This is a genomic window from Octadecabacter sp. R77987, assembly GCF_042466115.1.
Taxonomy (GTDB): Bacteria; Pseudomonadota; Alphaproteobacteria; order Rhodobacterales; family Rhodobacteraceae; genus SW4.
Window position 1 is genome coordinate 2,740,177 of record NZ_JAXHBQ010000001.1, and the last position, 26,689, is coordinate 2,766,865.

At 60.5% G+C, this 26,689-nt stretch carries 27 protein-coding genes and 1 pseudogene; 15 read left to right on the plus strand and 13 right to left on the minus strand.

Annotated elements, in window-relative coordinates; translation table 11 throughout:
• Nucleotides 1–24 precede the first annotated feature (24 nt).
• The 4 genes from SJY21_RS13935 to SJY21_RS13950 are packed head-to-tail and all read right to left on the minus strand — an operon-like array spanning nucleotide 25 to nucleotide 3,687.
• Nucleotides 25–1,227, minus strand: a complete 1,203-nt coding sequence (locus SJY21_RS13935) for an endonuclease/exonuclease/phosphatase family protein (RefSeq protein ID WP_377511907.1) — start codon at nucleotides 1,225–1,227, stop codon at nucleotides 25–27.
• Nucleotides 1,224–2,195 carry a threonine/serine dehydratase gene (locus SJY21_RS13940; RefSeq protein ID WP_377511910.1) on the minus strand — a complete coding sequence of 324 codons (972 nt, stop codon included), beginning with the start codon at nucleotides 2,193–2,195 and terminating at the stop codon, nucleotides 1,224–1,226. The genes SJY21_RS13935 and SJY21_RS13940 overlap by 4 nt, the downstream gene beginning before the upstream one ends.
• A complete protein-coding gene (locus SJY21_RS13945) occupies nucleotides 2,192–3,010 on the minus strand; it encodes an alpha/beta fold hydrolase (protein ID WP_377511913.1) in 819 nt (272 codons plus the stop codon). Before SJY21_RS13945 ends, SJY21_RS13940 begins: the two co-directional genes overlap by 4 nt.
• A complete protein-coding gene (locus tag SJY21_RS13950; protein WP_377513254.1) occupies nucleotides 3,010–3,687 on the minus strand; it encodes a haloacid dehalogenase type II in 678 nt (225 codons plus the stop codon). Before SJY21_RS13950 ends, SJY21_RS13945 begins: the two co-directional genes overlap by 1 nt.
• 172 nt (nucleotides 3,688–3,859) lie before the next feature.
• On the opposite strand from SJY21_RS13950, the gene SJY21_RS13955 reads away from it, so the two are divergent.
• A complete protein-coding gene (locus tag SJY21_RS13955; protein WP_377511916.1) occupies nucleotides 3,860–4,294 on the plus strand; it encodes a peptidylprolyl isomerase in 435 nt (144 codons plus the stop codon).
• 1 nt (nucleotide 4,295) lies between these two features.
• On the opposite strand, the pseudogene hrpB reads toward SJY21_RS13955, so the two are convergent.
• A pseudogene (hrpB, locus tag SJY21_RS13960) lies at nucleotides 4,296–6,720 on the minus strand (ATP-dependent helicase HrpB).
• An 85-nt stretch (nucleotides 6,721–6,805) separates the two neighbouring features.
• Here hrpB and SJY21_RS13965 point away from each other — a divergent pair.
• From SJY21_RS13965 to SJY21_RS13990, 6 genes are all read left to right on the plus strand, one after another.
• Nucleotides 6,806–7,969, plus strand: coding sequence for a benzoate/H(+) symporter BenE family transporter (locus SJY21_RS13965; RefSeq protein ID WP_377511919.1), 1,164 nt, complete (start codon nucleotides 6,806–6,808; stop codon nucleotides 7,967–7,969).
• 31 nt (nucleotides 7,970–8,000) lie between these two features.
• The gene (meaB, locus tag SJY21_RS13970; RefSeq protein WP_377511922.1) at nucleotides 8,001–8,984 is read left to right on the plus strand and encodes a methylmalonyl Co-A mutase-associated GTPase MeaB; all 984 of its coding nucleotides are present in this window, start codon (nucleotides 8,001–8,003) and stop codon (nucleotides 8,982–8,984) included.
• A gap of 179 nt (nucleotides 8,985–9,163) precedes the next feature.
• Nucleotides 9,164–9,451, plus strand: coding sequence for a 50S ribosomal protein L28 (rpmB, locus tag SJY21_RS13975; RefSeq protein WP_377511925.1), 288 nt, complete (start codon nucleotides 9,164–9,166; stop codon nucleotides 9,449–9,451).
• A 151-nt stretch (nucleotides 9,452–9,602) separates the two neighbouring features.
• The gene (locus SJY21_RS13980) at nucleotides 9,603–9,953 is read left to right on the plus strand and encodes a hypothetical protein (RefSeq protein ID WP_377511928.1); all 351 of its coding nucleotides are present in this window, start codon (nucleotides 9,603–9,605) and stop codon (nucleotides 9,951–9,953) included.
• Between the two features lie 45 nt (nucleotides 9,954–9,998).
• Nucleotides 9,999–10,403 (plus strand): copper chaperone PCu(A)C, encoded by a 405-nt coding sequence (locus tag SJY21_RS13985; protein WP_377511931.1) that lies wholly within the window; start codon nucleotides 9,999–10,001, stop codon nucleotides 10,401–10,403.
• A gap of 192 nt (nucleotides 10,404–10,595) precedes the next feature.
• On the plus strand, nucleotides 10,596–11,021 hold the full coding sequence (locus SJY21_RS13990) for a hypothetical protein (protein ID WP_377511934.1): 426 nt from the start codon (nucleotides 10,596–10,598) through the stop codon (nucleotides 11,019–11,021).
• On the opposite strand, the gene SJY21_RS13995 is transcribed toward SJY21_RS13990, so the two are convergent.
• The 3 genes from SJY21_RS13995 to SJY21_RS14005 all read right to left on the minus strand — a co-directional run bounded on the left by SJY21_RS13995 (nucleotide 11,018) and on the right by SJY21_RS14005 (nucleotide 12,690).
• On the minus strand, nucleotides 11,018–11,347 hold the full coding sequence (locus SJY21_RS13995) for an arginine transporter (RefSeq protein ID WP_377511937.1): 330 nt from the start codon (nucleotides 11,345–11,347) through the stop codon (nucleotides 11,018–11,020). The two genes, SJY21_RS13990 and SJY21_RS13995, sit on opposite strands and share 4 nt — an antisense overlap.
• Before the next feature lie 105 nt (nucleotides 11,348–11,452).
• Nucleotides 11,453–12,100 (minus strand): MT-A70 family methyltransferase, encoded by a 648-nt coding sequence (locus SJY21_RS14000; RefSeq protein WP_377511940.1) that lies wholly within the window; start codon nucleotides 12,098–12,100, stop codon nucleotides 11,453–11,455.
• On the minus strand, nucleotides 12,100–12,690 hold the full coding sequence (locus SJY21_RS14005) for a BglII/BstYI family type II restriction endonuclease (protein ID WP_377511943.1): 591 nt from the start codon (nucleotides 12,688–12,690) through the stop codon (nucleotides 12,100–12,102). The genes SJY21_RS14000 and SJY21_RS14005 overlap by 1 nt, the downstream gene beginning before the upstream one ends.
• A gap of 130 nt (nucleotides 12,691–12,820) precedes the next feature.
• Here SJY21_RS14005 and lepA point away from each other — a divergent pair, with 130 nt between their 5' ends.
• The 4 genes from lepA (at nucleotide 12,821) to SJY21_RS14025 (ending at nucleotide 16,437) form a co-directional block, all read left to right on the plus strand.
• A complete protein-coding gene (gene lepA / locus SJY21_RS14010) occupies nucleotides 12,821–14,620 on the plus strand; it encodes a translation elongation factor 4 (protein ID WP_377511946.1) in 1,800 nt (599 codons plus the stop codon).
• Nucleotides 14,621–14,755: 135 nt separating this feature from the next.
• Entirely contained in the window at nucleotides 14,756–15,469 is a 714-nt protein-coding gene (locus tag SJY21_RS14015; protein WP_377511949.1) for a hypothetical protein, read from the plus strand.
• A 187-nt stretch (nucleotides 15,470–15,656) separates the two neighbouring features.
• A complete protein-coding gene (locus SJY21_RS14020) occupies nucleotides 15,657–15,839 on the plus strand; it encodes a CTP synthetase (RefSeq protein WP_377511952.1) in 183 nt (60 codons plus the stop codon).
• A gap of 178 nt (nucleotides 15,840–16,017) precedes the next feature.
• Nucleotides 16,018–16,437, plus strand: a complete 420-nt coding sequence (locus tag SJY21_RS14025) for a hypothetical protein (protein ID WP_377511955.1) — start codon at nucleotides 16,018–16,020, stop codon at nucleotides 16,435–16,437.
• Here the strand turns inward: SJY21_RS14025 and SJY21_RS14030 are convergent.
• Complete coding sequence (locus SJY21_RS14030; protein WP_377511958.1) at nucleotides 16,434–17,171, minus strand: alpha/beta fold hydrolase; 738 nt, start codon at nucleotides 17,169–17,171, stop codon at nucleotides 16,434–16,436. The genes SJY21_RS14025 and SJY21_RS14030 overlap by 4 nt on opposite strands.
• Before the next feature lie 64 nt (nucleotides 17,172–17,235).
• On the opposite strand from SJY21_RS14030, the gene SJY21_RS14035 reads away from it, so the two are divergent.
• Complete coding sequence (locus SJY21_RS14035; RefSeq protein ID WP_377511961.1) at nucleotides 17,236–17,607, plus strand: hypothetical protein; 372 nt, start codon at nucleotides 17,236–17,238, stop codon at nucleotides 17,605–17,607.
• Here SJY21_RS14035 and SJY21_RS14040 read toward each other — a convergent pair.
• The gene (locus tag SJY21_RS14040) at nucleotides 17,557–18,432 is read right to left on the minus strand and encodes a DUF817 domain-containing protein (RefSeq protein ID WP_377511964.1); all 876 of its coding nucleotides are present in this window, start codon (nucleotides 18,430–18,432) and stop codon (nucleotides 17,557–17,559) included. The two genes, SJY21_RS14035 and SJY21_RS14040, sit on opposite strands and share 51 nt — an antisense overlap.
• A gap of 70 nt (nucleotides 18,433–18,502) precedes the next feature.
• Nucleotides 18,503–19,789: a serine hydroxymethyltransferase gene (gene glyA, locus SJY21_RS14045; protein ID WP_377511967.1), complete on the minus strand. Its 1,287-nt coding sequence runs from the start codon at nucleotides 19,787–19,789 to the stop codon at nucleotides 18,503–18,505.
• A 164-nt stretch (nucleotides 19,790–19,953) separates the two neighbouring features.
• On the opposite strand from glyA, the gene SJY21_RS14050 reads away from it, so the two are divergent.
• Entirely contained in the window at nucleotides 19,954–20,721 is a 768-nt protein-coding gene (locus tag SJY21_RS14050; RefSeq protein ID WP_377511970.1) for an NAD kinase, read from the plus strand.
• 53 nt (nucleotides 20,722–20,774) lie between these two features.
• The gene (locus SJY21_RS14055; RefSeq protein ID WP_377511973.1) at nucleotides 20,775–20,966 is read left to right on the plus strand and encodes a hypothetical protein; all 192 of its coding nucleotides are present in this window, start codon (nucleotides 20,775–20,777) and stop codon (nucleotides 20,964–20,966) included.
• Between the two features lie 118 nt (nucleotides 20,967–21,084).
• On the opposite strand, the gene prpE is transcribed toward SJY21_RS14055, so the two are convergent.
• The gene (gene prpE / locus SJY21_RS14060) at nucleotides 21,085–22,977 is read right to left on the minus strand and encodes a propionate-CoA ligase PrpE (protein ID WP_377511976.1); all 1,893 of its coding nucleotides are present in this window, start codon (nucleotides 22,975–22,977) and stop codon (nucleotides 21,085–21,087) included.
• 206 nt (nucleotides 22,978–23,183) lie between these two features.
• Nucleotides 23,184–25,463, minus strand: coding sequence for an NADP-dependent malic enzyme (locus SJY21_RS14065; protein WP_377511978.1), 2,280 nt, complete (start codon nucleotides 25,461–25,463; stop codon nucleotides 23,184–23,186).
• 127 nt (nucleotides 25,464–25,590) lie between these two features.
• Between SJY21_RS14065 and SJY21_RS14070 the strand changes: the two genes are divergently transcribed.
• Nucleotides 25,591–26,676 (plus strand): cupin domain-containing protein, encoded by a 1,086-nt coding sequence (locus SJY21_RS14070; protein ID WP_377511981.1) that lies wholly within the window; start codon nucleotides 25,591–25,593, stop codon nucleotides 26,674–26,676.
• Nucleotides 26,677–26,689: the final 13 nt, after the last annotated feature.

Consider the following 26,689-nt stretch of genomic DNA (forward strand, 5'->3'; position numbering starts at 1 on the left):
AAACCTGACCTGCCTGTTTTGCGCCTAGGTTTCGTCGTCCGCGCCGATCCGCATATGGGCAATGATCTGCCCGTGGTCGGATGCCAGTTTGTTATAGGGCGCTTCGGGGTGCGACCCGTCGGTCAGGTGGTCGTTCAGCGCGCTGAAATACTCCATCTCGCCGATGCGTGTGTCATCATCGGGGTGGAAATGGCGCGACATCAGGATCTGGTCGATACTTTCAAACACCCCGCCAAAGGCCGAGGTATAGACCATGTCGCGCAGGGATTTGCGCACGAACAGTTTTTCGGCGGAATGCAGGCGGGCGGCCTCGACCTTGTCGGTGATCACTTCGTTTTCTTCGTCACTATAGCGGTCGTTGGCGCGCTGGGCATCGTGGCGGCGCATCCATGCATAATTCTTGAACGGGATTTCACCGGTGATGATCTCGCTGCTGACCGCATGTTCACTGTCGTTGAAATCACCCAAGACCATGACGGGATTACCCGCATCCAGTTCTTCGAGGATCGCCGCGCGCAACACCCATGCTTCGGCCATCCGGCGCAATCCGGCACGCAGCGATCCCATCGCACGCCCCGCTGGATCATAGTTCACAAGGTCCGCTTCGGGCGCAAAGGCGGCACCAGCGGGGCGGGGAAATTCGCCCAGTTTCGATTTCAGGTGGCAGTTGAATACGGTGATCACCTGCCCACCGACAGGCACGCGCGCCTTGAGGATCGGGCGCGACAGCCGTTTGACGGAATAGCTGCCGCCATCACTGTTATCGAGGTCACGAAACGGGATGACCAGCGGTTCATCAAGTTCCTGCAAGACTTCGGGTGCGCCCACGAAACCGAACCGCGACAGGATCGCGACACCGGGGCGGCGTTCACCGGGGCCGCCGTCATTGGCGTTGGGCGCAAAGGCAAGGGCGGCGTCGGTGTAGGGCGTGAAGGCCAGCTTGCGAAAGATTGCCTTGCGCGCGTAACGCTTGGTGCGGTCGGGGATATTGGCCTCGTTCGCGGCTTGGCCCAAGGCATCGGTTTCGGCAATCACGGCGCGCAGGGGGGCCTCGTCGAAAATCTCCTGAAAGCCGACGATATCGGCGTTCATGGTCAGCAGCTGTTCGGACAACCACGCCTCTTTCCACGCGTATTCCTCGGGGGTGTATTTTTCAAAGCGGTAGTATTCCTGATCGGCGGCGATCAGATTCTTGACGTTGAAGCTGGCGATGGTGAAACGGGTCATGTGAAATCCCTTAAGGTTTGCGCGAAAAGCGCGGGGTCGACATTGCCGCCGGTGGCCACGGCGATCACGGTGTCGGTTTGGGTTGTATCGGGGTGATAAAGTGCGGCCGCCAGTGCCACAGCACCGCCCGGTTCCAACACGATACGCAGATGGTTGAATGCAGCGACCATGGCGCGCTGGGCGTCCTGTTCGCTGACTACCAGCCCCGCGCCGCACAGGCGCTGCATGATCGGAAAGGTCAGATCGCCGGGGCGCGGCGTGATGATGGCATCGCACAGCGATCCGTCACGGCGGTTGTTGGTCTGGATCGCACCGGTTGCAAGCGAGCGGGCCACATCATCAAACCCCTCGGGTTCAACGGGGCGCACGATCATGTCGGGCGCATCCGCTTCCAGTGCCAGCGCAATGCCCGATGTCAGCCCGCCACCACCACAGCAGACCAGCACTTCGGCTTGCGCGACGCCAAGCGCACCCGCATCCGCGGCGATTTCCAACCCCGCCGTGCCTTGGCCCGCGATCACCTGCGGGTCATCAAAGGGTTTGATCAGGGTCAGGCCACGATCGTCGGCAAGGTCGGCACCAATCGCGTCACGGTCATCACGTGCGCGATCATACAGTACCACTTCGGCCCCCAGCGCGCGGGTATTGGCGATTTTGACCGTAGGCGCGTCCGAGGGCATGACGATTACGCAAGGCGCGCCGAAATCCCGCGCCGCCAGCGCAACCCCTTGGGCGTGGTTGCCTGATGAAAAGGCGATGACTCCGGCGCTCAGTTGATCCGAATCAAGCGCCGACATCGCCGCGCGCCCGCCGCGAAACTTGAAACTGCCGGTGTGTTGCAGGCATTCCGCCTTGACCAGCACGCGCCGCCCCGCGATGGCGTCCAATGCGGGCGCGGACAGCAAGGGTGTGTGGCGCGCGTGACCTTTCAGGCGGTCGGCGGCAGCGCGGATCATATCGATGTTCATAGCTTGGCTTTCCACTGCATCAGCGCATCAAGTGCTGCGGGTTCGTCCAGAAACGGCACATGGCCACGGTCCGCCACATTGGCAAAGATCATGTCGGGGCGGCGGCGCTGCATTTCAGCCGCTGTTTCGGGTGTCAGCAAATCGGAATTGGCCCCGCGGATCAGCGCAAGGGGCAGGCCGCCCAAGGCATCAAACAGCGGCCACAGGTCCGGCGCGGGCTGCGCGCCTGCGTCAAGCACCGCATCGCGCAGTTTCGGGTCATAGCGAATGACCAGCCCGTCCGGCGTTTCGCGGTAGTGGTTCGCGACTTCCTCCAGCCAGCGCTCCTTCGGCACATTCCTGAACTGCACCCAGTTGCGCGCGCGAAACTGTGCGGCCTCAACATAACTCGCCTGCGCGGGGTTTTTGCCGATGTAGTTGCGGATCACCTTCAGGCCTTGTTCGGAAATGTCCGGCCCGATGTCATTCAGCGCCACACCTGTCAGACGGTCCTTGGCCGTGGCAGCAATCACCATCGCGATCAGCCCCCCGCGCGAGGTGCCAAGGATCGCTGCCTTCTCCAACCCCAGATGATCCATCAGCGCCAGTGTATCATGGGCCTCTTGCGGGATCGTGTAACTGGCGGGGTCGGCCCAGTCTGATTGTCCGCGCCCGCGATAATCAAGCCGGATCAGGCGTACCCCGTCCAGATGCGGGGCAACGTGATTGAAATCCGCACCGTTGCGGGTGAGGCCCGCAAGACACAGAACAGGCGCGCCCGTGCCTTCGTCGGTGAAATGCAAACGGGTGCCATTGGCGGTGGTAAACTGCGCCATCAGCAAAGCCCCTTGATCGCGGTCAGGTCTGTCACGATATGGTGCGGCTTGGCGTAAAGGCGATCAACGGGCGCACCAGTGCGGTTGACCCACACAGTTTGAAACCCGTAACCCGCAGCCCCCGCCGCGTCCCAGCCGTTTGAACTGACAAACAGCACCTCGTCGCGGGCACAGCCCATGCGTGCGCCAACCATGTCGTAAACACGCGCGTGGGGTTTGAACACGCCGACGTCTTCCACCGACAGGCTGTCGGCCAAGAATTCGCCAATCCCCGCCGAGTCCACCGCCGCTTGCAACATTTCGGGCGATCCGTTGGACAGGATTGCGCAACGCAACCCCTGCGCCGTCAGATCAGCCAGAACATGGGGCACTTCGGGATAGGCGGGCAGCTCCCAATAAAGCGCCAGCAAACGTTCGCGGGTCTCGGGATCATCCAGCCCCGCAGCCTCCAAAGCCCAATCAAGCCCGTCTTGCGTGACCTGCCAGAAATCGCAGTGCTGATCGGCAACTGCACGTAACCACGTGTATTCCAACTGCTTTTGTCGCCAGTCCTGCGCGATCTGCGGCCAGACCTGCGCCAGCTGCTCACGCCCCCTTTCAGCCGCCGCAACACGCGCGGCGCCTGCCACATCGAACAGCGTGCCATAGGCATCGAAAATGCAGGTCGTGACGGGCATCGTGTCCTCCGGTTTGGGGCAAAGACTGGCACGGCGCGCAGGGCAGCGAAAGGGGGTGGAGGGCATCGGTTTGCATTCAACGCCCGTGCGCATTACCTAATTGGCATCGTAAACGGGAACCTGCGCGCCGCGCGGCCCCGAAATTCACCCATCCCAACCTTGAAGAGGCCCCATGACCCAGGTCAAGAACGGCGACACCGTGCGCATCCACTACACCGGCACCCTTACCAATGGCGAAACTTTCGACAGTTCGGCGGGCCGCGATCCGCTGGAATTCGTGGTCGGCTCCGGCCAGATCATTCCCGGCCTTGATGCGGCCATCCCCGGCATGGCCGAGGGCGACAAGAAAACAGTCGAGGTCGCCTGCGCCGATGCTTACGGCGAAACCAACCCCGAAGCACGCCAATCCGTGCCGCGTGCCGATATTCCCGATGATATTCCGGTCGAGACCGGCGTCCAGTTGCAGATGCAGACGCCGCAGGGGCAGGTCGTGCCTGTCACGGTTGCCGAAGTCACCGAAACCGAAGTTGTGCTGGACGCAAACCACCCGCTGGCTGGCAAGGATCTGAACTTTGCCATCGAAGTGGTCGGCATCGACGAAGCCTGATTCACGTCCCGCGCGGTTTGGCCCGCAATGTCGGGTCGGCCTGCGTGGGGTCTTCGGGCCATGGATGGCGCGGGTAACGCCCGCGCATATCCTTGCGCACATCGCCATACGACGTGGCCCAGAACCCCGGCAGGTCCATCGTGACCTGCACGGGGCGGCGCGCCGGTGACAGCAGTTCGACCCGCAGGGGTGTTTTCCCTACCGTGGGATGGCGCGTGACGCCGAACATTTCCTGAATGCGCACTGAAATCGTTGGAAAATCAGGCGCATAGTCTATTGCGACATGGTTGCCCAAGGGCGTGCGAAATTTCGCTGGTGCATCGCGGTCAAGGCGCTGGGTCTGGTCCCAGTCAAGCATCGCGCGCAGTGGTGGGTGCAAATCGAACCTGCGCCAGTCCTCGGCGGATTTGACGCTCCCTAGGTGCGGCAACAGCCAGTCCTCAAGGCTGTTCATCAAAGCATCATCGGACATGTCGGGTAGTCCGCTGTCTTGCAGCAACATCACCCGCGCGCGAAACAGCGCCGCCGAACCGGTGATGCGCAGACCCAGTTCGCGCACGCCGTCCAGCATCGCGCGGGCCACCATTTCGGGGTCGGCATCGGGCCAATTGCGATCATCCAGCACCAGCGCGCCAAGGCAGTCCTGCTGGCGCGTCAGCACGCGGCGATCACGGCGTGACCATGTGCAGACATCGCGCCACGCGATCTGATCGGCGAACAGGTCACGCAATTCGCCTTCACCAATCGGCAGGGCCAGCCGGATGCGCGCCTCGCGCCCGTCGCCGTCCAGATCAGTGGCGACGATCAGGCGCTGTGCGGCCAGCGGATCGGCATTGTCAAACACCGCACCCTTGCCACCCGACAGGATGTAACGCGACGCATCCCCCGCGCGGCGCAGCCCGATCCGGTCAGGATAGGCAAGGGCGGCGCATGCGGCGGGGGACAGGGTTTCAGCAACGTCAGGTGCCAGTTTCGCAAGGCGTTTCGCCTCTTGCCTGATCTGTTCAAGTGCGGCGCGGTTTACTTGCGCGTCCGGGCTGGTCTGCCCGTTGATCAACCGCAGGCGCAGCCCCAGATCGGCTGGCGCGCCGCGCAACGGATCACGCGCTGCCATCAATGCGGCCAAAGGCGCAGCCCCACGCCCCGCGCGCAGCAGCATATGCCCAAGGCGCGGATGCAGGGGCAGGGCGGCAACCTTGCGCCCGTGCGGGGTGATCCCGCCCGCGCGATCCAACGCACCCAAGCCCACCAGCAAGTCGCGCGCATTGGCCAGCGCGCCTTCGGGTGGTGGTGTGAGAAATGCCAGAATCTTCGGCACCCCAGAGGGCCAGTTCCAGCGCTAGCCCTGTCAGGTCGGCGGCTTCGATCTCGGCGGGGGGGAAGGCGGCCAGCGCGCCTTCTTCGCCTTTGGTCCACAGGCGGTAACAGACCCCTTCGGCGACGCGCCCCGCGCGCCCCGCCCGCTGGGTCGCTTCGGCCCGTGTCACCCGTTCCGTCACAAGCCGTGACATGCCGCTGTTCGGATCAAACCGCGCGCGCCTTGCACGACCCGCATCGACGACCACGCGGATATCCTCGATTGTCAGGGATGTTTCGGCGATGGATGTGGCCAGCACCACCTTGCGGCCCGTGTCCACGGGCGCAATCGCGGCGCGCTGGGCGGCAAAGGGCAGGGCGCCATATAACGGGCGCACGGAACAATCGGCAGGCAGGGATTTCGCCAACAAGCTTTCGACGCGCCTGATTTCACCCTCACCGGGCAGGAACACCAGCACCCCGCCCGTGCTGTCGGCCACGGCCTGCTGCACCAGTGCGGCCGTGGCCGTTTCAAGGCGGGCTGTCTTGGGCACGGGGCGCTCTAGCCAGCGGGTTTCAACCGGATAACTGCGCCCCTCTGACGTGATCATCGGCGCGTTACCCATCAGACCGGCCACCGGCCCCGCGTCCAATGTGGCGGACATGGCAAGCAAGATCAGATCGGGGCGCAAGGCGCTGCGCACTTCCAACGCCAACGCCAGCCCCAGATCGCCATTCAGCGAGCGTTCGTGAAATTCATCAAAGATCAGCGCGCCGATGCCTGTCAGTTCAGGATCGCTTTGGATCATGCGGGTCAGGATGCCTTCGGTCACGACCTCGATCCGCGTTTGCGCAGAAACCTTGCTGTCGCCGCGCATCCGGTAGCCGACCCGCGCGCCAACCTGTTCGCCCAACTGTTGCGCCAGCCTGTCTGCGGCGGCGCGGGTGGCAAGGCGGCGGGGTTCCAGCATGACGATCCGCCCCTCCGTCAGCCCCGCGTCCAGCATGGCCAGCGGCACGCGCGTCGTCTTGCCTGCCCCCGGTGGCGCTTGCAGCACAGCGCGGCCGTGATCGCGCAAAGCGGCGACCAGGTCAGGCAGGACATCATCAATGGGAAGCGTATCGGCCATGGGTTCGTTGGACCCTGCACGCGCGCCCTTGTCAATCGGCGCGCGCGCCACCACGATCCGCGCAAACCAGATCGGGAGTTTGTGCGTGCGCGATATTTCAGCCTCGGCGGTGATGATGGGGTTGCTGGCGGCCTTTGTCGGCTATGCGGCGTCCTTTGCGATTGTGCTGGCGGGGCTGACGGCGGCGGGGGCCAGCGCAGGGCAGGCCGCGACGGGGCTGTTCTTTGCCACGCTTGGCATGGGCGTTTGCAGTATCTGGCTGCCGGCGATCACACGCATCCCTGCCGCTGTGGCATGGTCGACACCGGGGGCGGCGTTTCTGGCCTCCAGCGTGGCCTTGCCGGGTGGTTTCGGCGAAGCGGTCGGCGCGATGATCCTGACGGCGGGATTGATTGTGCTGACGGGAATCATACCGGCGCTTGGGCGCGTTGTTGCGGCGATCCCGAAGCCGATTGCCAGCGCATTGCTCGCCGGGGTCTTGCTGAAACTTTGCCTTGCACCAGCGGTGGGATTGGGCGCGGCCCCTTGGTTGGTGTTGCCCGTTCTGGTCGCTTGGGTTGTCGGCATGGCACTGCATCGGCTGGCAGCGATGCCCATGGCCGTGGCCGCGTTTGTGAGCGTGCTGGTGGTCACGGTTGATGCGGGCGCGATGCCGCCGCTGGCGTCCTTGTCGCTGCCGGAAATGTCGTTCGTGCCGCCCGTTTTCACCCTGCGCGCGTTCGTGTCGGTCGCCTTGCCGCTCTATCTGGTGACAATGGCGGGGCAGAACATCCCCGGTTTCGCGGTGCTGGAACTGAACGGCTACCCTGTTTCCCGCCAGTCGTTCCTGCGCAAGACCGGCGTGGCAAGCCTGCTGATCGCCCCCTTTGGTGCCATTCCCGTCAACATGTCCGCGATTACCGCCGCGATGATGTGCGGCGAGGATGCGGGCGCTGATCCCGCGCGCCGCTACTGGGCGGCGATCACATCGGGGGTGGCCTATCTGGCGTTGGCGCTGGCGGCAGGCGCGATCACGACGCTGGCCGGTCTTGCCCCTGCCGTGCTGATCACCGCCGTGGCGGGTCTGGCCCTGATCCCCGCCCTTGTCGGGTCGTTGTCAGCGGCCTTTGCCGACAAGGCACAAACCGAAGCGCCCGCGCTCACCTTTCTGATTGCCGCAAGCGGGATGACCCTGCTGGGGGTCAGTGGTGCATTTTGGGGCGTGCTGATCGGGGTGCTGATCTGGACCGTGAAACGCCTGCGCCCCTAGACACGGACGCGGTCGCGCGCGATGTAGGGGAATGACGATGACCGACCTTGCCCAACGCCTGCAATCGGGCGAACGCCGCGCTCTGGCCCGCGCCATCACGCTGGTGGAAAGCGCGCGCGCGGATCACCGTGCGCAGGCGACTGAATTGCTGGCAGCCCTAGGCACCGGCAAGCAGGCGTTGCGGATTGGGCTGTCAGGCACGCCGGGCGTTGGCAAATCGACGTTTATCGAGGCCTTTGGCCTGATGCTGACTGCGCAGGGGCTGCGCGTGGCCGTGCTGGCAGTGGACCCGTCCAGCGCGCGTTCCGGCGGGTCGATATTGGGTGACAAGACACGCATGGAACGCCTGAGCCGTGATCCAAACGCCTTTATCCGCCCCTCGCCCAGCCAGACCCAACTGGGTGGTGTCGCGCGCCGCACCCGCGAGGCGGTGGCCCTGTGCGAAGCAGCCGGATTTGATGTGGTCCTGATCGAAACCGTGGGCGTGGGGCAATCGGAAACCGTTGTGGCGGAAATGTCGGACCTGTTCGTGCTGCTGCTGGCCCCTGCGGGGGGTGACGAATTACAGGGCGTCAAGCGCGGAATCATGGAAATCGCCGACCTGATCCTTGTGAACAAGGCCGATGGTGACCTGAAAGCCCAGGCCACGCGCACTTGCGCCGATTATGCGGGTGCCCTGCGCCTGATGCGCAAACGCCCCGAGGACCCCAACGGGTTCCCCAAGGCAATCGCCGTTTCGGCCCTTGAAACGCAAGGGTTGGACGCGGCGTGGGACGACATGCAAACGCTGGTCAAATGGCGGCGCGACAATGGCATCTGGGATCAACGCCGCCGCGATCAGGCGCGCTTTTGGTTCCACGAGGAAGTGCGCGTGCAACTGTTAGCGCGCCTGCGCGACGATCCGGCGATGCGCGCCCGTCTTGAAGCGGCCGAAGCCGATGTTGCCGCAGGGCGCGCGCTGTCGTCTGTCGCGGCGGCAGCGGTGGTTGATCCGGCTTTTTCTTCCAAGACGTAAAGGCACGACAATTTGCGCGCGGATTCCGGCAAAACACGCGCCAAGCGGGTTGACGGGATCATGGAATCCTCGTAACTCCCGCGAACCGAATTCACGACCCTGCCGCAATGGCCGGGTCAAAGCCGTTTGAAACGGGGACGCGGACCGATCCGCGCAACCGAAAGACAAGGAAACGAGATATGTCGCGCCGCTGCGAATTGACCGGAAAAGGGCCGATGTCTGGCAACAATGTCAGCCACGCCAAGAACAGAACCCGCCGCCGCTTTTTGCCAAACTTGCAAGAAGTGTCGCTGATGTCGGACGTTTTGGGCCGCACCTTCAAGCTGCGTATCTCGAACGCGGCGTTGCGCACCGTCGATCACCGTGGTGGTCTGGACGCGTTCATGGCCAAGGCCAAGGATGTTGAACTGTCCGCTGACGCGCTGAAGATCAAGAAAGACATTGCCAAGGCACAGGCCGCCGCCTGATCCCTTGCGCATGCGTGTTTCCGGCCCGATGGTTCGTCCGTCGGGCCTTTTGCGTTGGTGCAAGCGCGCCGGGACAGTTGGGCATGACAACGGCCGGACCCGCGACCTCCTGACGCTTTTCGCTCCTGATGGGCTATGCTAACCAACCGCCATGAAGCATTTCCGCCCTGCCTTTGCGATCGTCCTTGCGCTTTTGGTGACGCTGACCAGTCAGCAGATGGCCGTGGCGCGCGGGCAGGCGGCGGTGGCGGGCGAAATGGTGCTTTGCACGGCGCTGAATGGTGTCGTGACTGTCAAGGTCGATGCATCGGGTAAGCCCACAGGGCCCGCCCATATCTGCCCTGATTGTGCGCTGTCGCTGATCGTTGCCCTTGATGCGCCTGACCTTCCAAGCGTTGCACACACCCTGCGCGCCGTCACATTCGCAAGCGTTGAAATACCGGCACATGTCCAACACCCCGCAACCTTGCCATTGGCCCGCGGGCCCCCATTGTCAGTCTGAAAACAAGCGTAAATTCAGAAACCTAAGACAATGTAAGGACATGATATGTCTCTCAAAACAACTCTTCTTGCGGCCACGGCTGCCATTTCCCTCGCCCTGCCGGCCTTTGCCGACGGGATCGAAATCCACAACTCTTACGCCCGTTCCAGCGGGGCCATGGCGCAGGCGGGCGCGGCCTTTATGGTGATCCGGAACACCGGCGACACGGATGACCGCCTTGTCGCTGCCACATCCGATGCCGCGGCCCGCGTCGAACTGCACACCCATATCGAAGACGAAAACGGTGTGATGCAAATGCGCGAAATCGAAGGCGGCTTTGCCGTGCCTGCCGGTGGTGAACACCTGCTGCAGCGGGGCGGCGATCACGTCATGTTTATGGGGCTGACGGGGCCGTTTGTGCAGGGCGAAATGATCACCGTGACACTGACCTTTGAAAGCTGGGCGACATGACCGTGGAAATCCCCGTTGATCTGGAGCGGATGCCGATGATGGACGCGATGGACCACGGCGATATGGACAGCGACAGCAACTAAACCGTTTCGCATCACCGTATTTAAGGCGCCTTTCGGGGCGCCTTTTTTCATGCGTTTGCGCAATTTCAAACACGTGTTAGCCTGCGGATATTGAACGAAAGGAATTATCATGCGCCGACCGTGGCACCTTTGGGCCGTAGGCATTCTGTCGCTGTTGTGGAACGCGATGGGGGCGTTTGATTACCTGATGTTGCAGGCGCGGGTTCAAGCCTATCTGGACGCATTCACCCCTGAACAGCTGGCCTATTTCACCAGCTACCCCACATGGGCCGTGGCCACCTGGGCGACGGGCGTGTGGTTTTCGGTGCTGGGATCGCTGTTTTTGCTGGTGCGCAGCCGGTTTGCCAGCACGGCCTTCCTGATATCGCTGGTTGGGCTGGTGGCAACATCGGTTTACAGTTTTGGGCTGTCCGAGGTGTCGATGATCGACCTTGCAGGGCCGACAGCCGCGATTTTCTCAGCCGCGATTTTCGTGATGATTGTGGTGTTCTGGGCCTATGCACGGGCCATGACGCGGCGCGGATACCTGCGCTAGCCGCACATGGCGCGCGACTGATCCACGAAGGTGCGATAGCGCTGCCAGAAGGCCTCGCTGCGGGAATCATCTGCGGTGCGGGTTGCCTGGGCGCGGTCGGGATCGCCAAAGAACGACGCCGCGCGCGACATGTCACTGCCCCGCAGCGTCTGGTTGGCCGCCGCCTGAACGCAGCTGCACAGGGCCGGATTGGCCGCCGCGCGATCAGCCGCCAAACAGGCGCGGCTGACTTCACCGGTTGCGCCACGGGTGTTGCCACCCGCGCGATTGCTGCCCCCGCATGCCGTCAGAAGAACAAGCGCCGAAAGAACGAAAACCTTGTGCATTGATCCGCCTCGATGTTCGGCCCGCCCGCTTTGCGCAGTGTCAGCCCGTGTGTGCCTGCGGGGATTATGGCGGAAATGGGCGGGTTGGGGAAGGGGGTTTGCCAGCTATTCCCCCGCCTTGCGCATTGGCAGGACGTTGGACTGCGAGTGGTTGGTGTAGGTGTCCCAGGTCGGGGTGTATTCTTCGGATTGGTTGCCCCAGACAGTCCATCCTTTGCGCGGCCCACGTGCGAACAATTCTAGCCGATGACCAAAACTGCATTCCTCAATAAGGGAATACTGCTCGTCGGGTTTGCGGCTATGTTCGCGCTTCTGGGTCGAGATGATGTTTTCTTGAGAACGTCCTCGTTGCAGGGTGCGCGCATTCTTGCCTCGAACACCAAACAATAACACCTCGGTAACGTTGCGGAAATAGAACCCGACCCCTCGACGGTCGGGGCCGCCATCTTTGCGGATTTTGTACCAGACAATGTTGCTTTTGTATTTGAAGCCCCAGTGCTCCATCACTTTGAGCCCTTCGGGCAGCAAAGCATTTGGAACCCAGAGATAGAGGTGTGCAGGATCCCCAGCAAGTGCTTCGACCGGCATGTCGCAAATGTCATCAAGTGACATTGTCGGGTATCTTGCAAGCCGCTTGTGTTCGGGGGCCATTTTTCCGGTGCGATTTTGAAACTGCCAAGGAGGGTCAGCCAAAATGGTTTGAAATTTCCTGCCACCCAAGTCGTTCATAAGGTCGTCCGACGCATTCGTCATTATTCATCCTCCCGATACAGGCTGGGCTTAATTCCAAAAGTCAGAATAGGGCAGCCACCAGCGCCTCCCCCTTCAATACGCGGTATGAGTTTTGATAAGTGGGTGGTTGAATTGCCGTAGGAACTTCCCCGCCCTAAACTCGTAAAAATACTCTGCAATTCGTCGGATCGTGTAATGATAACCCCAACACTAACTGTGCGCAGTTGGTGCAACAACCGGAAGTTATTCAGGTCGCGATCATAGAATGGATCCTTATTATTCCACTCAATTTCGATCGCGATTTTGTTGCGATACATATCGATTTTGTGTGTTGGGGTTTCAGTTACCAGACTATCGACAACGACCTTGGTATCAAACCTTGTTTCGCGCCATCCGCGTGCTTCGAGATAATCATCAATTGATGCTGCGAGCCGCGTCTTTGAGCCGCCGCCACTAGCTATATATGACTTTTTGAGCCGGAAAGCAGACAATACGCCCATCAGATCATCCCATTCACGCGTATGGTCACCCACCATGACCGCACTAGCGTGATGCCACTCGCCACAATAGTAGTTGTCCCTAACAAAAGGTGGGAGGCGTTCTGCCAACATCTGGTGGTGTTCTCTTTTTGATCTTACAAGGGTTAGTCACTTAGACCATAGTCCACCCTAATTAATCAAGGGTTAGCGAAAGCACAAATCCCCATTGCCAAACCCCCAAAATCCCACCATATCCCCATATATGACTGACCTTGATCACATCCGCAATTTCTCGATCGTGGCGCATATCGACCACGGGAAATCGACGCTGGCCGACCGCCTTATCCAGTCCACGGGCACCGTGCAGGACAGGGACATGAAAGCGCAGATGCTGGATGCGATGGACATCGAGCGCGAGCGCGGGATCACGATCAAGGCCAACACCGTGCGCATTGATTATGTTGCGCTGGACGGGCAGAAATACGTTCTTAACCTGATCGACACCCCCGGCCACGTGGATTTCGCCTATGAAGTGTCGCGGTCAATGCGCGCGGTCGAAGGGTCTTTGCTGGTCGTTGACAGCACCCAAGGGGTCGAGGCGCAGACGCTGGCCAACGTCTATCAGGCGATTGACGCTGATCATGAAATTGTCCCTATTTTCAACAAGATCGACCTTCCCGCCTCTGATATTTCCCGCGTGGCCGAACAGGTCGAGGACGTGATCGGGATTGACGCGTCCGGTGCGATTGCCGTGTCAGCAAAAACTGGTGAAGGCATCCGTGAAACCCTTGAGGCCATCGTGCAGCATCTGCCCGCGCCCAAGGGCGACCGCGATGCCCCCCTCAAGGCGATGCTGGTTGACAGCTGGTATGACAGCTATCTGGGCGTGATCGTTCTGGTGCGCATCATAGACGGGGTTCTCAAAAAGGGCGACCGCGTCAAATTCATGTCCAACAATACCGTGCATCACGTTGATCGCATTGGTGTTTTCCGCCCCGCGATGCAGGTCGTCGACGATCTGGGTCCGGGCGAGATTGGCTTTCTCACGGCCAGCATCAAGCAAGTGCGCGACACCCGTGTGGGCGATACGGTCACGCACGAAAAACGCAGTTGTGACAAGGCGTTGCCGGGCTTCAAGCCGTCCCAGCCTGTTGTGTTTTGCGGGTTGTTCCCTGTGGATTCGTCGGAGTTTGAAGACCTGCGTGATGCCATCGACAAGCTGGCGCTGAATGACGCGTCGTTCAGCTTCGAGATGGAAACATCGGCCGCGCTGGGGTTCGGCTTTCGCTGTGGCTTCCTTGGGCTGTTGCACCTTGAGGTGATCCGCGACCGGATCGAACGGGAATACAACATCGAGCTGATCACCACCGCGCCTTCGGTGATCTATCACGTGCATATGCGTGACGGGACGATGCAATTGCTGCACAACCCCGCCGATATGCCCGACCTGACCCATGTGGACCACGTCGAGGAACCGCGCATCAAGGCGACGATTCTGGTGCCGGACGAATATCTGGGTGACGTGCTGAAACTGTGTCAGGACCGCCGTGGTATCCAGCAGGACCTGACCTATGCGGGCAGCCGCGCGATGGTTGTCTATGACCTTCCGTTGAACGAGGTTGTGTTTGATTTTTATGATCGCCTGAAATCCGTAACAAAGGGTTACGCGTCTTTCGATTACCAACTGACGGGCTACCGCGAGGATAATCTGGTCAAGATGTCGGTGCTGGTGAACGACGAACCGGTCGACGCCCTGTCGATGATGGTGCACCGCGACCGTGCCGAAATGCGGGGCCGCGCGATGGTCGAAAAGCTCAAGGACCTGATCCCCCGTCACATGTTCAAAATCCCGATCCAGGCGGCCATCGGCGGCAAAGTCATCGCCCGCGAAACGCTCTCGGCCATGCGCAAGGACGTCACCGCGAAATGCTATGGCGGGGATGCCACGCGCAAACGCAAGCTGCTGGACAAGCAGAAGGCGGGGAAGAAGAAGATGCGGCAGTTCGGGAAAGTTGATATTCCGCAGGAAGCGTTTATTTCAGCTTTGAAGATGGACAGCTAAAGCCGACCATTTTGGAGCGCGTGCGGGGAAGAGATTGGCAAAGCTAATCACGGCCGCACTCCTTTCTTGGAGGCGCTTGGGTCGAATACGTGTGCAGCAGAGATTGCGGTTTTGTGTTGGAAATGGGGTAGGTGAGTGCCAAAGCTCGATGAATATCTTGACGTTTGCCTGAACAATTTGACTCTGTCTAAGTGCAGGCTTCCAGAGTTCGTTGAAATCGGTGATGCACATATTCAGCGGTTTTCGAGTGCCTTGGGAATGAGTAAGCACGTTACTTCAACCCAGTGTTTCTTACAGGCTCACGCGGTTCTTAGGTCAGCATTGTTAGTAACAATTATCGGGATAAACAAATCGCATTTCCCGCTCTTTAGGCAAGCCTCAGAGTTTGCAGCGCATTGTTTCTTGATGAGATTTGACCATGATTTCAAGATTGGCTGGCTAACCGAAAAGCCATCATCGAAACAGCGAGAAATCAAAAGGGCATGGAAACGCCGTTTTCGAAGGCTGATAGAGGAAAAAGACCAGGACCTTTGGTCGATTTTCAGCGGCAGATATGAAGACTGGATCGCTCTAGGCGCACATCCTAGCAAACTCGGAATGACGCTTTCAGTGGAATTCTCTTTCGAAGAAGGTAAGGATGAAGGGACAATGCTGTTTTCGAGCATTGGAAACGATCAAGCTAGAACTATGGGTTGGTATAGCTTCGGTTGCACCGTTGCGATGCTCGACATTGTATTCGCACATGTGTGGCCGGAGATATATGAGGAACAGCGCGGGGATAAACGACGATGCGAATTCTCGACGAGCTTCAAGGAGTGGTGCGTTTCCAACGAGTTACCGATGAATTAGGGGCAATTTGGCCAAATCTCCGATTTGGCAGCGCCCGAACCGAGGGGCGGGCGCTTTCAGCACCAGCCCCTCGGTTCGGGCGCGACCTCGCTTTCGAACGAAGTGCAGCCCCCCACCTTGACCCAAATCAAAGCCCGCCCCTGCCAAACATGCCAAACCACGCATGAAACTAACAAAGGGGCGCACCATGCTTCGACTTGCATCTATTCTTTACAGCGTGATTGGCACGACCCTTGCGGGGTCATTCATGATTGCGGGGCTGACGATGGGGTATGACACGCTGTATCCGATCCTGATCGCCGTGACCCTTGGCGCGATTGTCGCGCTGCCGGTCACCTGGATCATCGCCAAGAAAATCACCGAAAACTAGCGACGGAATGGCCCGTGTCGGCCGTTGAACCTTTATCAACATATGAGGTTCACCATGACACGGCTGCCACTTGCCTATCTTGTCACGCTTGCACTGCTTAGCTTGTTGCTGCTGGGGCAGTCGGCCGTGCTGGGCTTCTAGGGCTTGCGCAAAGGCTGCGCGCACGCCACCATCAGCCATGCGCCGGTTTTTGATCATCCTTGCCCTTGCGGGCTGTGTGCAAGCTGCCGATCCGGGCACGACCCTGATCGCTGCCGATGACATCAGCATCGAGGTCGCCCCGCTGGGCACCGACACGGTGCGCGTAGCGGCCCTGTCGGACACATCGGCCACGAAACAGGCCACCAATATCGCCGCCCTGCGCGCCGCCGCTTTGGCCGCGCGGGATGCAGGGTTCAGTGGCGTGCAACTGTTGGGGGCGGGGCCGCAGGGTGTGGATGTGGTGATGGACATCATCAATGCCAGCCCCGACATGTTTGGCGAACCGCCCGCGCCCGAACCGCTGCAAGCCACTGTTCTGGCAGTTAAATTCACCAATTATACCGGCCCCTATACGCTTGGGGTGGCTGCCGTGCTGGACAGGTTGGGCAGCGGTTAGGCCGTCAGGAACGCCCGCACCGTCTGTTCAAACGCGCGCGGCTGCTGCGCATGGAGCCAATGCCCCGCACCGGAAATTTTTGCAAAGCGCGCTTTGGGAAACAGCGCCTTGATCCGGTCGCGGTGTTCGGGCTGGACATAGTCTGACGCCGCGCCCGTCAGGAACAGGGCCGGCCCGGCAAATTGCCCCGAAACATCTGGAAAGCCAAGAATTTTCGGCATTTCCTGTTCAAGCACATCCAGATTCAGCCGCCAGCGTTTTCCCTGCACATCAAGGCTTTGCAGAAAGAAATCGCGCACCTCGTCGTCGGCGTCCAGCATTTCGCCCGCCTGGCTGCGCGTTTCGATCCTGTCCAGATCAAGCGCCTTCATCGCGGCGATGTGGTGGCTTTGCGAATGTTCGTAAGCCACAGGCGCGATATCGGCCACGACAAGGCGGCGCACCTTTTCGGGGTGGGCCAGCGCCATGACCATCGCCGCCTTGCCCCCCATGGAATGGCCCAGCACATCGGCGGGGCCGTCCAGCAACGCGTCCAGATCGCCCGCCATATCGGCGTAGCTTTGGCTGGGATAGCGCGGGCTTTCCCCGTGGTTGCGCATGTCGGCGGCAACCACATGGCGCACATCCGACAGCCGTTTTGAAATCACGCCCCAATTGCGCGCGGACCCGAACAATCCGTGCGCGATCAGCAGTTTGGGCAGGGCCGCATCGCCGTATTCAAGTGTGTTCAACATAGGTGCAATCTAGGGTGCGGACGGGCTGATTGCCAGCACCCCGTGCCGCCGCTAGATTGCGCAGATGGACCCGAATGCGCTGCACAATCAGATTGAAGAAATTCGCACGCTGATGTGGGAACGTTTGCGCATTCGTGGCCGCGATCTGGGGCATCAGGTGCGAAAGGCCGGGCGGCTTTTGCCCAAACGTCAGCGCCGCGACGGCGCGTTTCTGGCGCAGGCGGCAGTGCTGGTGCGAAACCCGAAACTGGCGCGGATGGTGGATGAAAGCCGCGTGCAACGCGCCTATGACGATATGGTCGCGTTTCTGAAAACCGTTGATCCCAAGGACCGTGCCAAGGGCAAATTGCTGGGGATACTGGGTGTTATTGCCTTTAATCTGCTGCTAATTTTTGCCGTGGGCGTGTGGTATCTGTGGTCGCGCGGGCTGGTGTGATCGGCGCGCGATACAGCACATCGCGGTAAACCAGCAGGACCGTTGCAAAGCTGACGTAAAGCAATAGATACCACGACCCGAGTTGGCAAAGCTGACCCAATCCAGCACGGATTGCCCCGCATAAACCCATGTGCCCGTGCTGGTCCCGACGTTTTCGGCGATCCACAGGAAAAAGCTGGTCAGCAACGCGGCAAGGGGCAGGGGCATCCAGTAGTCGCGCGCACCGATGCGGAACCAGATGCGGGTGCGGGCATAGATCAGCAGAGTGGCTGCAAACAGCAGCACACGCATGTCCCAGATGAAATGATGCGAAAAGAAGTTGATGTATACCGCACTGGCCAGCGCAGCGGTGATCCAGAAGGGCGGAAACGGTGCGAACCGCATGTCGAAAATGCGGATCACCCGCGCCATGAACGACCCCACACTGGCATACATGAAGCCCGAAAACAGCGGCACGCCCCAAAGCTTGATCAACCCCGCTTCGGGATAGGCCCAGCTGCCCGCGTGCACCTTGAAAATCTCCATCGCGGTGCCCGTGATATGAAACAGCAAGATCACCCGCGCCTCGCGCCAGCTTTCCAGTTTCAGCGTCAGAAAGATCACCTGAATGGACAGTCCGTAGATGAACAGCGCGTCATAGCGCGCCACGGCCCAATCATCCCGCCACACTGCATCGCTGATCAGCAGACCCGCAATCATCAAGCCGCCAAACAGACAGGCCCAACCTTGCTTGAGCACGAACATCACGAATTCGGCGGCCCAATGGGGCAGGCTGCGGCGGACGGCATCGCCAAGGCGGCGTTCGAGGGTCAGGTTATGTTTCATGCGCCTACAAAGACAAAGGCCGCTGCGGTTGTCCAGCAGCGGCCTTGCGTATTATCTGTGCAGGTCTTGCTTAAAGGTCGGGATAGATCGGGAAGCGGGCGCACATGGCCTCGACTTCGCCGCGCACCTTGGCTTCGACGTCACCGTTGCCGTCTTCGCCGTTTGCGGCCAGCCCTTCGGTGACTTCGACAATCCAGTCGGCAATCTGGCGGAACTCGGCCTCGCCAAAGCCGCGGGTCGTGCCAGCGGGGGTGCCAAGGCGGATGCCTGATGTCACGGTCGGCTTTTCGGGATCGAACGGGATGCCGTTCTTGTTGCAGGTGATATGGGCGCGGCCCAGGGCGACTTCGGTGGCGTTGCCTTTGACACCTTTGGGGCGCAGATCGACCAACATCAGATGGCTGTCGGTGCCGCCCGATACGATGTCCAACCCACCTTTCATCAACTGATCCGCCAATGCTTGGGCGTTTTTGACGACCTGTTCCTGATAGGTCCTGAATTCGGGGCGCAAGGCCTCGCCAAAGGCGGCAGCCTTGCCGGCGATCACATGCATCAAGGGGCCGCCCTGAATGCCGGGGAAGATGGCAGAGTTGAATTTCTTGGCCAGCCCTTCGTCATTGGTGACGATCATGCCGCCGCGCGGGCCGCGCAGGGTCTTGTGGGTTGTCGTCGTGGCGACATGGGCGTGTGGGAAGGGCGAAGGATAGATGCCTGCGGCGACCAGACCGGCAAAGTGGGCCATATCGACCAGAAGGTAGGCGCCAACACTGTCGGCGATTTCGCGCATACGGGCGAAATCAATGATGCGCGGTATGGCCGAGCCACCGGCGATGATCATCTTGGGCTGGTGTTCAGTGGCCAGCGCCTGCACCTGATCGTAATCCAGCAGGTTGTCCTGCTGGCGCACGCCATATTGCACCGCGTTGAACCATTTGCCCGACTGGTTTGGTTTCGCACCGTGGGTCAGGTGGCCGCCTGCATCCAAGGACATGCCAAGGATCGTATCACCGGGCTGAAGCAGCGCCTGAAACACGCCCTGATTGGCTTGCGACCCCGAATTGGGCTGCACGTTGGCGAAATCGCAACCAAACAGTTCCTTGGCGCGGTCAATCGCCAGATTTTCGGCCACATCCACATACTGGCAACCACCGTAATAGCGCCGCCCGGGATAGCCTTCGGCGTATTTGTTGGTCAGGACAGACCCTTGGGCCTCCATCACGGCGGCAGAGACGATGTTTTCGCTGGCGATCAGCTCGATCTCGTGGCGCTGGCGGCCAAGCTCGTCCTGCATGGCGGCAAAAAGTGCCGGATCGCGGGTTTCAAGTTTTTCGGTGAAAAAGCCGGAATCTTTGGTCATGAAGGTGCCCCTTGGGTGATAAGTTGCCCGTGTCTTAGCGTAAGGCGCGCGTGGCCAAAAGCGGCAAAACGACCCGTTGGCGCGATACGCCGCCATTCGGCGCGCGCTTGCGTTTCGGGCGGGATCAGGGGACAACCTTTCAGACCGTTCAAAAGGGCTGCGAGATGACTGCCAAGATCAACATTGCCTTTCTGGCCAGCGATGCCCCGACAGCGCAAACCGCGCTTGCGGAATTGACCGCGCGCTATGGTGATTGCCCGGCGGCGGACGCGCAGGTGATCGTGGCGCTGGGTGGTGATGGGTTCATGCTGCAAACCCTGCACGCGACCCAAGATCTGCCCGCGCCTGTTTACGGCATGAACCGTGGCACGGTCGGGTTCCTGATGAACGCCTATCACAGGGACGATCTGCTGCAACGTCTGGCCGAGGCTGAAGAAGCGGTGATCAACCCGCTGTCCACGTCCGCCGTATGTGTCGATGGCAGCGAACATCACGCCCTTGCGATCAACGAGGTATCCTTGCTGCGTGCGGGTCCGCAGGCGGCGAAATTGCAGATATCCGTGGATGGCAAGGTGCGCATGGACGAGCTGGTTTGTGACGGGGCGCTGGTGGCGACCCCCGCCGGATCAACCGCCTACAACTATTCCGCGCACGGGCCGATCCTGCCCATCGGGTCGGATGTGCTGGCGCTGACGGCCATGTCGGCGTTCCGGCCACGGCGCTGGCGCGGCGCATTGCTGCCCAAGGGAGCCGTGGTGCGCTTTGACGTGATCGAACCGGATAAACGCCCTGTGATGTCGGACGCTGATGGCAAATCCGTGCGCGATGTCGCTTGGGTTGAAGTGCGATCCGAACCGGGCGTTGCCCACCGCATCCTGTTCGATCCCGGACACGGGTTGGAAGAACGCCTGATCCGCGAGCAGTTTGTCTAAGGCCAACGCCGTGTTAGGCTGTTTTACCATTGTAGTTCGTCGAGCTTGCCTGCATGACCCTGTCAATTTCTAACGCCCTTGCCATCTTCCTGCTGACGATCTTTGTCCTCTGGATTGCAGGATCGGTGCGCGACTACGTTAAGGGCCGGCGCATGCGTAAGTTTCACAATGCGCAGCGGCTTGCCGCCAAACTGGAGAAGGGGCAACCAAGCCACAATCCACGCGGACGGAGATGGCGGAAATAAGTGGAGCGCTACCGCGCCTTCTATATTCAGAACGCTGTAAGGCGACGGGCAAAACCACCGGAAACGCGCGTTGAAACCTGCGCCTCCGGCGGGAGGTATTTATGAACAAAAGAAGGGGTTAGCCGCCCGCATACCCCAGTGGTTTCAGGGCCACGCGGATTTCATCAAGGATTGCGGGATCGTCGATTGTCGCGGGCATCTTGAAGTCTGCGTTGTCGGCGATTTTCACCATTGTCGCGCGCAGGATTTTGCCGGAACGGGTTTTTGGCAGACGGTCCACCACGGCACAAAGCTTGAACGCGGCCACAGGGCCGATCTTGTCGCGCACCAGTTTGATGCAGTCTTTGACGACATCCTCGTGGGACTTGGTCGCGCCCTTGTTGAGGCAGACAAAGCCCATTGGCAGCTGCCCCTTGAGCTGATCTGTCACGCCGATCACGGCACATTCGGCCACATCTGGGTGCGCGGCGAGCACTTCTTCCATCCCGCCGGTAGAAAGCCGATGGCCAGCCACGTTGATCACGTCATCTGTGCGCGCCATGATATAAAGATAGCCGTCCTCGTCGATCATGCCCGCATCACCGGTTTCGTAATAGCCGGGGAAGGTCGTGAGGTAGGATTTGATGAAACGGTCATTCGCGTTCCACAGGCCCGGCAGTGTGCCCGGCGGCAGGGGCAGTTTGACTGCGATTGCACCCAATTCGCCAGCGGGCATCGGGTGGCCAGCCTCGTCCAGAATTTGCACGTCATAGCCGGGCATGGGCACCGTGGGTGATCCGATCTTGACCGGCAATGCCTCGATCCCGACAGGGTTGCCAGCGATGGTGTAGCCGGTTTCGGTTTGCCACCAGTGGTCATAGACCGGCTTGCCCAGTTTGTCCTGCATCCATTCAATGGTGTCCGGATCAGCCCTTTCGCCCGCCAGATAGATCGCATTCAGGCAGGACAGATCGTATTTCTTGATGAATTCGCCGGTCGGGTCCTCGCGTTTGACGGCACGGAATGCGGTCGGGGCGGTGAAGAACGTCTTGACGTTATGTTCCTGAATCACGCGCCAGAAGGTGCCTGCATCGGGCGTGCCGATGGGTTTGCCCTCGAAGACCACAGTCGTGTTGCCGTGGATCAGCGGGGCATAGCAGATGTAGCTGTGCCCAACGACCCAACCGACATCGGACGCCGCCCAGAACACATCGCCGGGATCGACGTTGTAGATGCTTTTCATCGTCCAGTTCAGCGCCACAAGATGCCCGCCAGTGGGGCGCACAACGCCCTTGGGCGCACCGGTCGTGCCGGATGTGTAAAGGATATAGGCGGGGTGGTTGCCTTCGACGGGGACGCAATCGGCAGGTTCAACACCGTATTGGAAGCCGTGCCAGTTGTAATCGCGCCCGTCTTCAAGGCGTGCAACTTCTTGTTCGCGCTGATAAATTACACAGAAATCGGGTTTGTGACTGGCCTGATCAATCGCCCCGTCCAGCAGCGGTTTGTAATGGACGACCCGCCCCGGTTCGATACCGCAGGAGGCGGCGATGATCGCTTTGGGTTTCGCATCGTCGATCCGCACGGCCAATTCGCTGGCTGCAAAGCCCCCGAACACTACCGAATGGATCGCGCCAAGGCGCGCGCAGGCCAGCATCGCCTCGAGCGCTTCGGGGATCATCGGCATGTAGATAATGACGCGGTCGCCCTTTTCGACGCCCTTGGCGCGCAGGGCACCTGCAAGGGTGGCGACACGGTTGCGCAGTTCGAAATAGGTGATTTCCCGTTTGGTATGGGTAATCGGGCTGTCATAGATGATTGCGGTCTGGTCGCCGCGCCCGTTTTCCACATGCCGGTCCACGGCGTTGTAACAGGTGTTGACCATGCCATCAGAGAACCATTCGTAAAGCGGGGCGTTTTCGTCAAACAGCGCCTTGGTGGGCTTGCGGTCCCAGTCAATGGCCGCGGCTGCGTTCATCCAATAGCTTTCCGGATCAGCCTTCCAGCTGTCGTAAACCGCGCGATAACCCATGATTTGCCTCCTCCAAAGCGTAGCTTAGGTGTTAGGCAGTGTCACGCGGGCGGGCAAGCCTGTTGCGGTGGGGCGTGTCAGATTGCCCCATGGAATTTGCAGGATTTGCGCGCAAGTGGCTGCAAAGTTTTGCAAAGTCAGTGGAAATGCGCAGTGCGTTGCATAATCTTTGGCAACTTTGCAAAGTTGCTTTGCATCTGTGCAGCCTAGCCGTAGTGCGTAACCGGCGTTCCCGCAATCGCCGCCATGTTCAGCAAACCGCGCGCCGTAATTGATGGCGTGACGATGTGGGCGCGGTTGCCCATGCCCATCAGGATTGGACCAACCTCAAGGCCGCCACCCTTCATTTTGAGGATGTTGCGCACACCCGATGCGGCATCGGCGTGACCAAAGACCAACACGTTGGCAGCACCCTTCATGCGGCTGCAGGGCAGTAGACGTTCGCGCAATTCCGCGTCCAAAGCAGCGTCGACGTTCATTTCGCCTTCATACGTAAAGTCGAGGTTCATATCATCGAGCATCGCCATCGCTTCGCGCATGCGGTTGCCGGTGTCGCAATCAAGGTTGCCAAACTGCGATTGCGCACAGAACGCGACATTGGGTTCCAGACCAAAGCGGCGCACGTGGCGCGCGGCCCCGATTACGGTCTGGACCATTTGCGCGGGCGTCGGCTCAGAGCGCACATGCGTGTCGGCGATAAACAAAGGCCCGTCTTCAAGGATCATCATCGACAGGGCACCGTGGGCGCTGTGGCCATCGCGCCCCAACACGTTTTCGATATAGTTCAGGTGCCAGCGATATTGTCCGAATGTGCCGCAAATCAGGCTGTCGGCTTCGTCTTGATGCACCATCACAGCACCGATGGCCGTGGTGTTGGTGCGCATGATCGCCTTGGCCAGATCAGGCGTGACACCGCGGCGCGACATCAGGCTGTGATAGGCCTGCCAGTAGTCGCGATAACGTTCGTCGTTTTCAGGGTTCACGATCTTGAAATCCTTGCCCGGCTTGATCGTCAGCCCGGCACGGTCGCAGCGTGCCTCGATGACTTCGGGGCGGCCGATCAGGATGGGCAGTTCGGTGGTTTCTTCCAAAATGGCCTGGGCGGCGCGTAGCACCCGCTCGTCCTCGCCCTCGGCAAATACGATGCGGCGGCTGGCGGTGGCGGCGGCCTGAAAAACCGGGCGCATAAGCAGCGCTGATTTGAACACCGACGCATCAAGGCTGGCCTTGTAGGCGTCTAGATCGGCAAGCGGGCGCTGGGCCACACCGGTTTCCATTGCTGCCTTGGCCACCGCGCTTGCGACCACGCCGATCAGGCGCGGATCAAAGGGTTTGGGGATCAGGTAATCGGGTCCGAATGTCAGCTGTTCGCCGTGATAAGCGGCTGCCGCCTCGGCCGAGGTGGTGGCGCGGGCCAGCGCGGCGATTCCGGCGATGCAGGCCAGTTGCATTTCGTCGTTGATTTCGGTGGCGCCGACATCCAGTGCGCCGCGAAAGATGAACGGGAAACACAGCACGTTGTTGACTTGATTGGGAAAATCGCTGCGACCCGTGGCGATAATCGCGCCGGGGGCAACTTCGCGCGCCAGATCGGGCAGGATTTCAGGGGTCGGGTTCGCAAGGGCAAAGATGATCGGTTTCTTGGCCATTTTCGCGACCATTTCGGGTTTCAAAACGCCGGGACCGGACAGCCCAAGGAACATGTCGGCACCTTCGATCACCTCGTCCAGGGTGGCTGCTTTGGTGCCTTGGGCATATTCGGCCTTTTGCGGCGTCATGTCGTTCGTGCGGCCCTTGTAAACTAGTCCGTCGATGTCGCAGAGCCAGACATTTTCGCGCCGCACCCCCAGCTTCAGCAGCATGTTGAGGCAGGCAATGCCCGCCGCGCCGCCGCCAGTGCTGACGATCTTGATGTCTTCGAATTTTTTGCCCGCCACATGGAGCGCGTTGGTCGCCGCTGCGCCAACGACGATGGCGGTGCCGTGCTGGTCGTCGTGAAAGACGGGGATATTCATCCGCTCGCGGCACAGCTTTTCGACGATAAAGCAATCGGGCGCCTTGATATCTTCAAGGTTGATCGCACCAAATGTGGGTTCCAGCGCGCAGACGATATCGGCCAGCTTTACGGGGTCGGGTTCGTTCACTTCGATGTCGAAACAGTCGATACTGGCGAATTTCTTGAACAGGACGGCCTTGCCTTCCATCACCGGTTTGGACGCCAGCGCGCCGATATTGCCAAGGCCCAGCACAGCCGTGCCATTGGTGACGACAGCCACCAGATTGCCGCGCGCGGTGTAGTCGCGCGCCGTGTCGGCGTTTTCCTTTATTTCGATGCAGGCCTCGGCCACGCCGGGGGAATAGGCGCGGGCCAGATCGCGGCCATTGGCCAGCGGCTTGGTCGCGCGGATTTCGAGCTTACCGGGTTTCGGGAACTTGTGATAATCCAGTGCTGCCTGACGCAGGGTGTCGCGCGGTGTATCGGCCATTTTGGTCCTCCCGAAAATAATGGTTTAATATTAAACCATCTTGCTTCCGCAAGGGAAGCGCTGATGCCTGATTAAGCACGGATAACAGTTTCTTGCAAATCAAGAAGGTCGCGCGCAGTTTACGATTATGGACAATTCAAACGAAACCCGCGCCGAAGTGGTCTTGCCCACCACATCCCTGCGCGACGATATCGGGTTTTTCACGAAAACCCTGAAAATGCGGATGGATATGATCTATCCGGCCGATAATCCCGCCGTTGCAGTGTTCAGCGGCCACGGGTTGCGTGTGCGGCTGGATCAGGGGGCGGCGGGCGTGGGGCGGTTGCAGATCAACACTGATGATCCGGCTTTTACCCACGGCAACCACACCGCACCGGGCGGCACGCAGGTCACGATTGGCCCGCTGAACCCGCCGCTGGTCTTGCCCGAAACCGATCACGCATTCGTCGTGCGCCGACTGGCCGATCAGGCGCCGTGGGTCATTGGCCGCGCGGGCATGCACTACCGCGATCTGATCCCGACCCGTCTGGGCGGGTCGATCATCGCCAGCCACATTCGCATTCCCGATGGCGGGCCGGTGCCGGATATGGTGCATTTCCACCGCGTCGGGTTTCAGCTGATCTTTTGCTATCGCGGCTGGGTCGATGTGCTTTACGAGGATCAGGGCGGCCCGATCCGCCTTCATGCGGGTGATTGTTTCATCCAGCCCCCCGAAATCCGCCACCGCGTGCTGGAAGCCAGTGACGGGATCGAGGTGATCGAAATAGGCGTGCCCGCCGAGCATGTCACCGAGATTGATCACGAGATGAAACTGCCCACGCCCGAATTGCGCCCGGATCGCGAATGGCAGGGCCAGCGGTTCGTGCATAACATCGGCAAGGATGCGCCGTGGCATCCGTTTCGACTGTTGGGCTTTGTCGCGCGGGATACCACCATAAATGATGCCACCAAATCCGTGGCTGGCGTGCAGGTTGTGCGGCGCGGGCAGGGCGAAACGGCACCTGCGCGCCACGATGCCGATATCCTGTTCGGCTTTGTGATGGAGGGGCGGATGACCCTGCACGGGCAGGGCAAGGACCCGTTTGAATTGACGGCGGGCGATGCATTCGTGATTCCGCCGGGCATGCAAACCCACTGGGCCGATCCGTCCGATGATTTCGAACTGCTCGAGGTCAGCCTGCCCGGCAGGTTCAAGACCACCCCCGCGCCCTAAGCTTGCCCCTTGC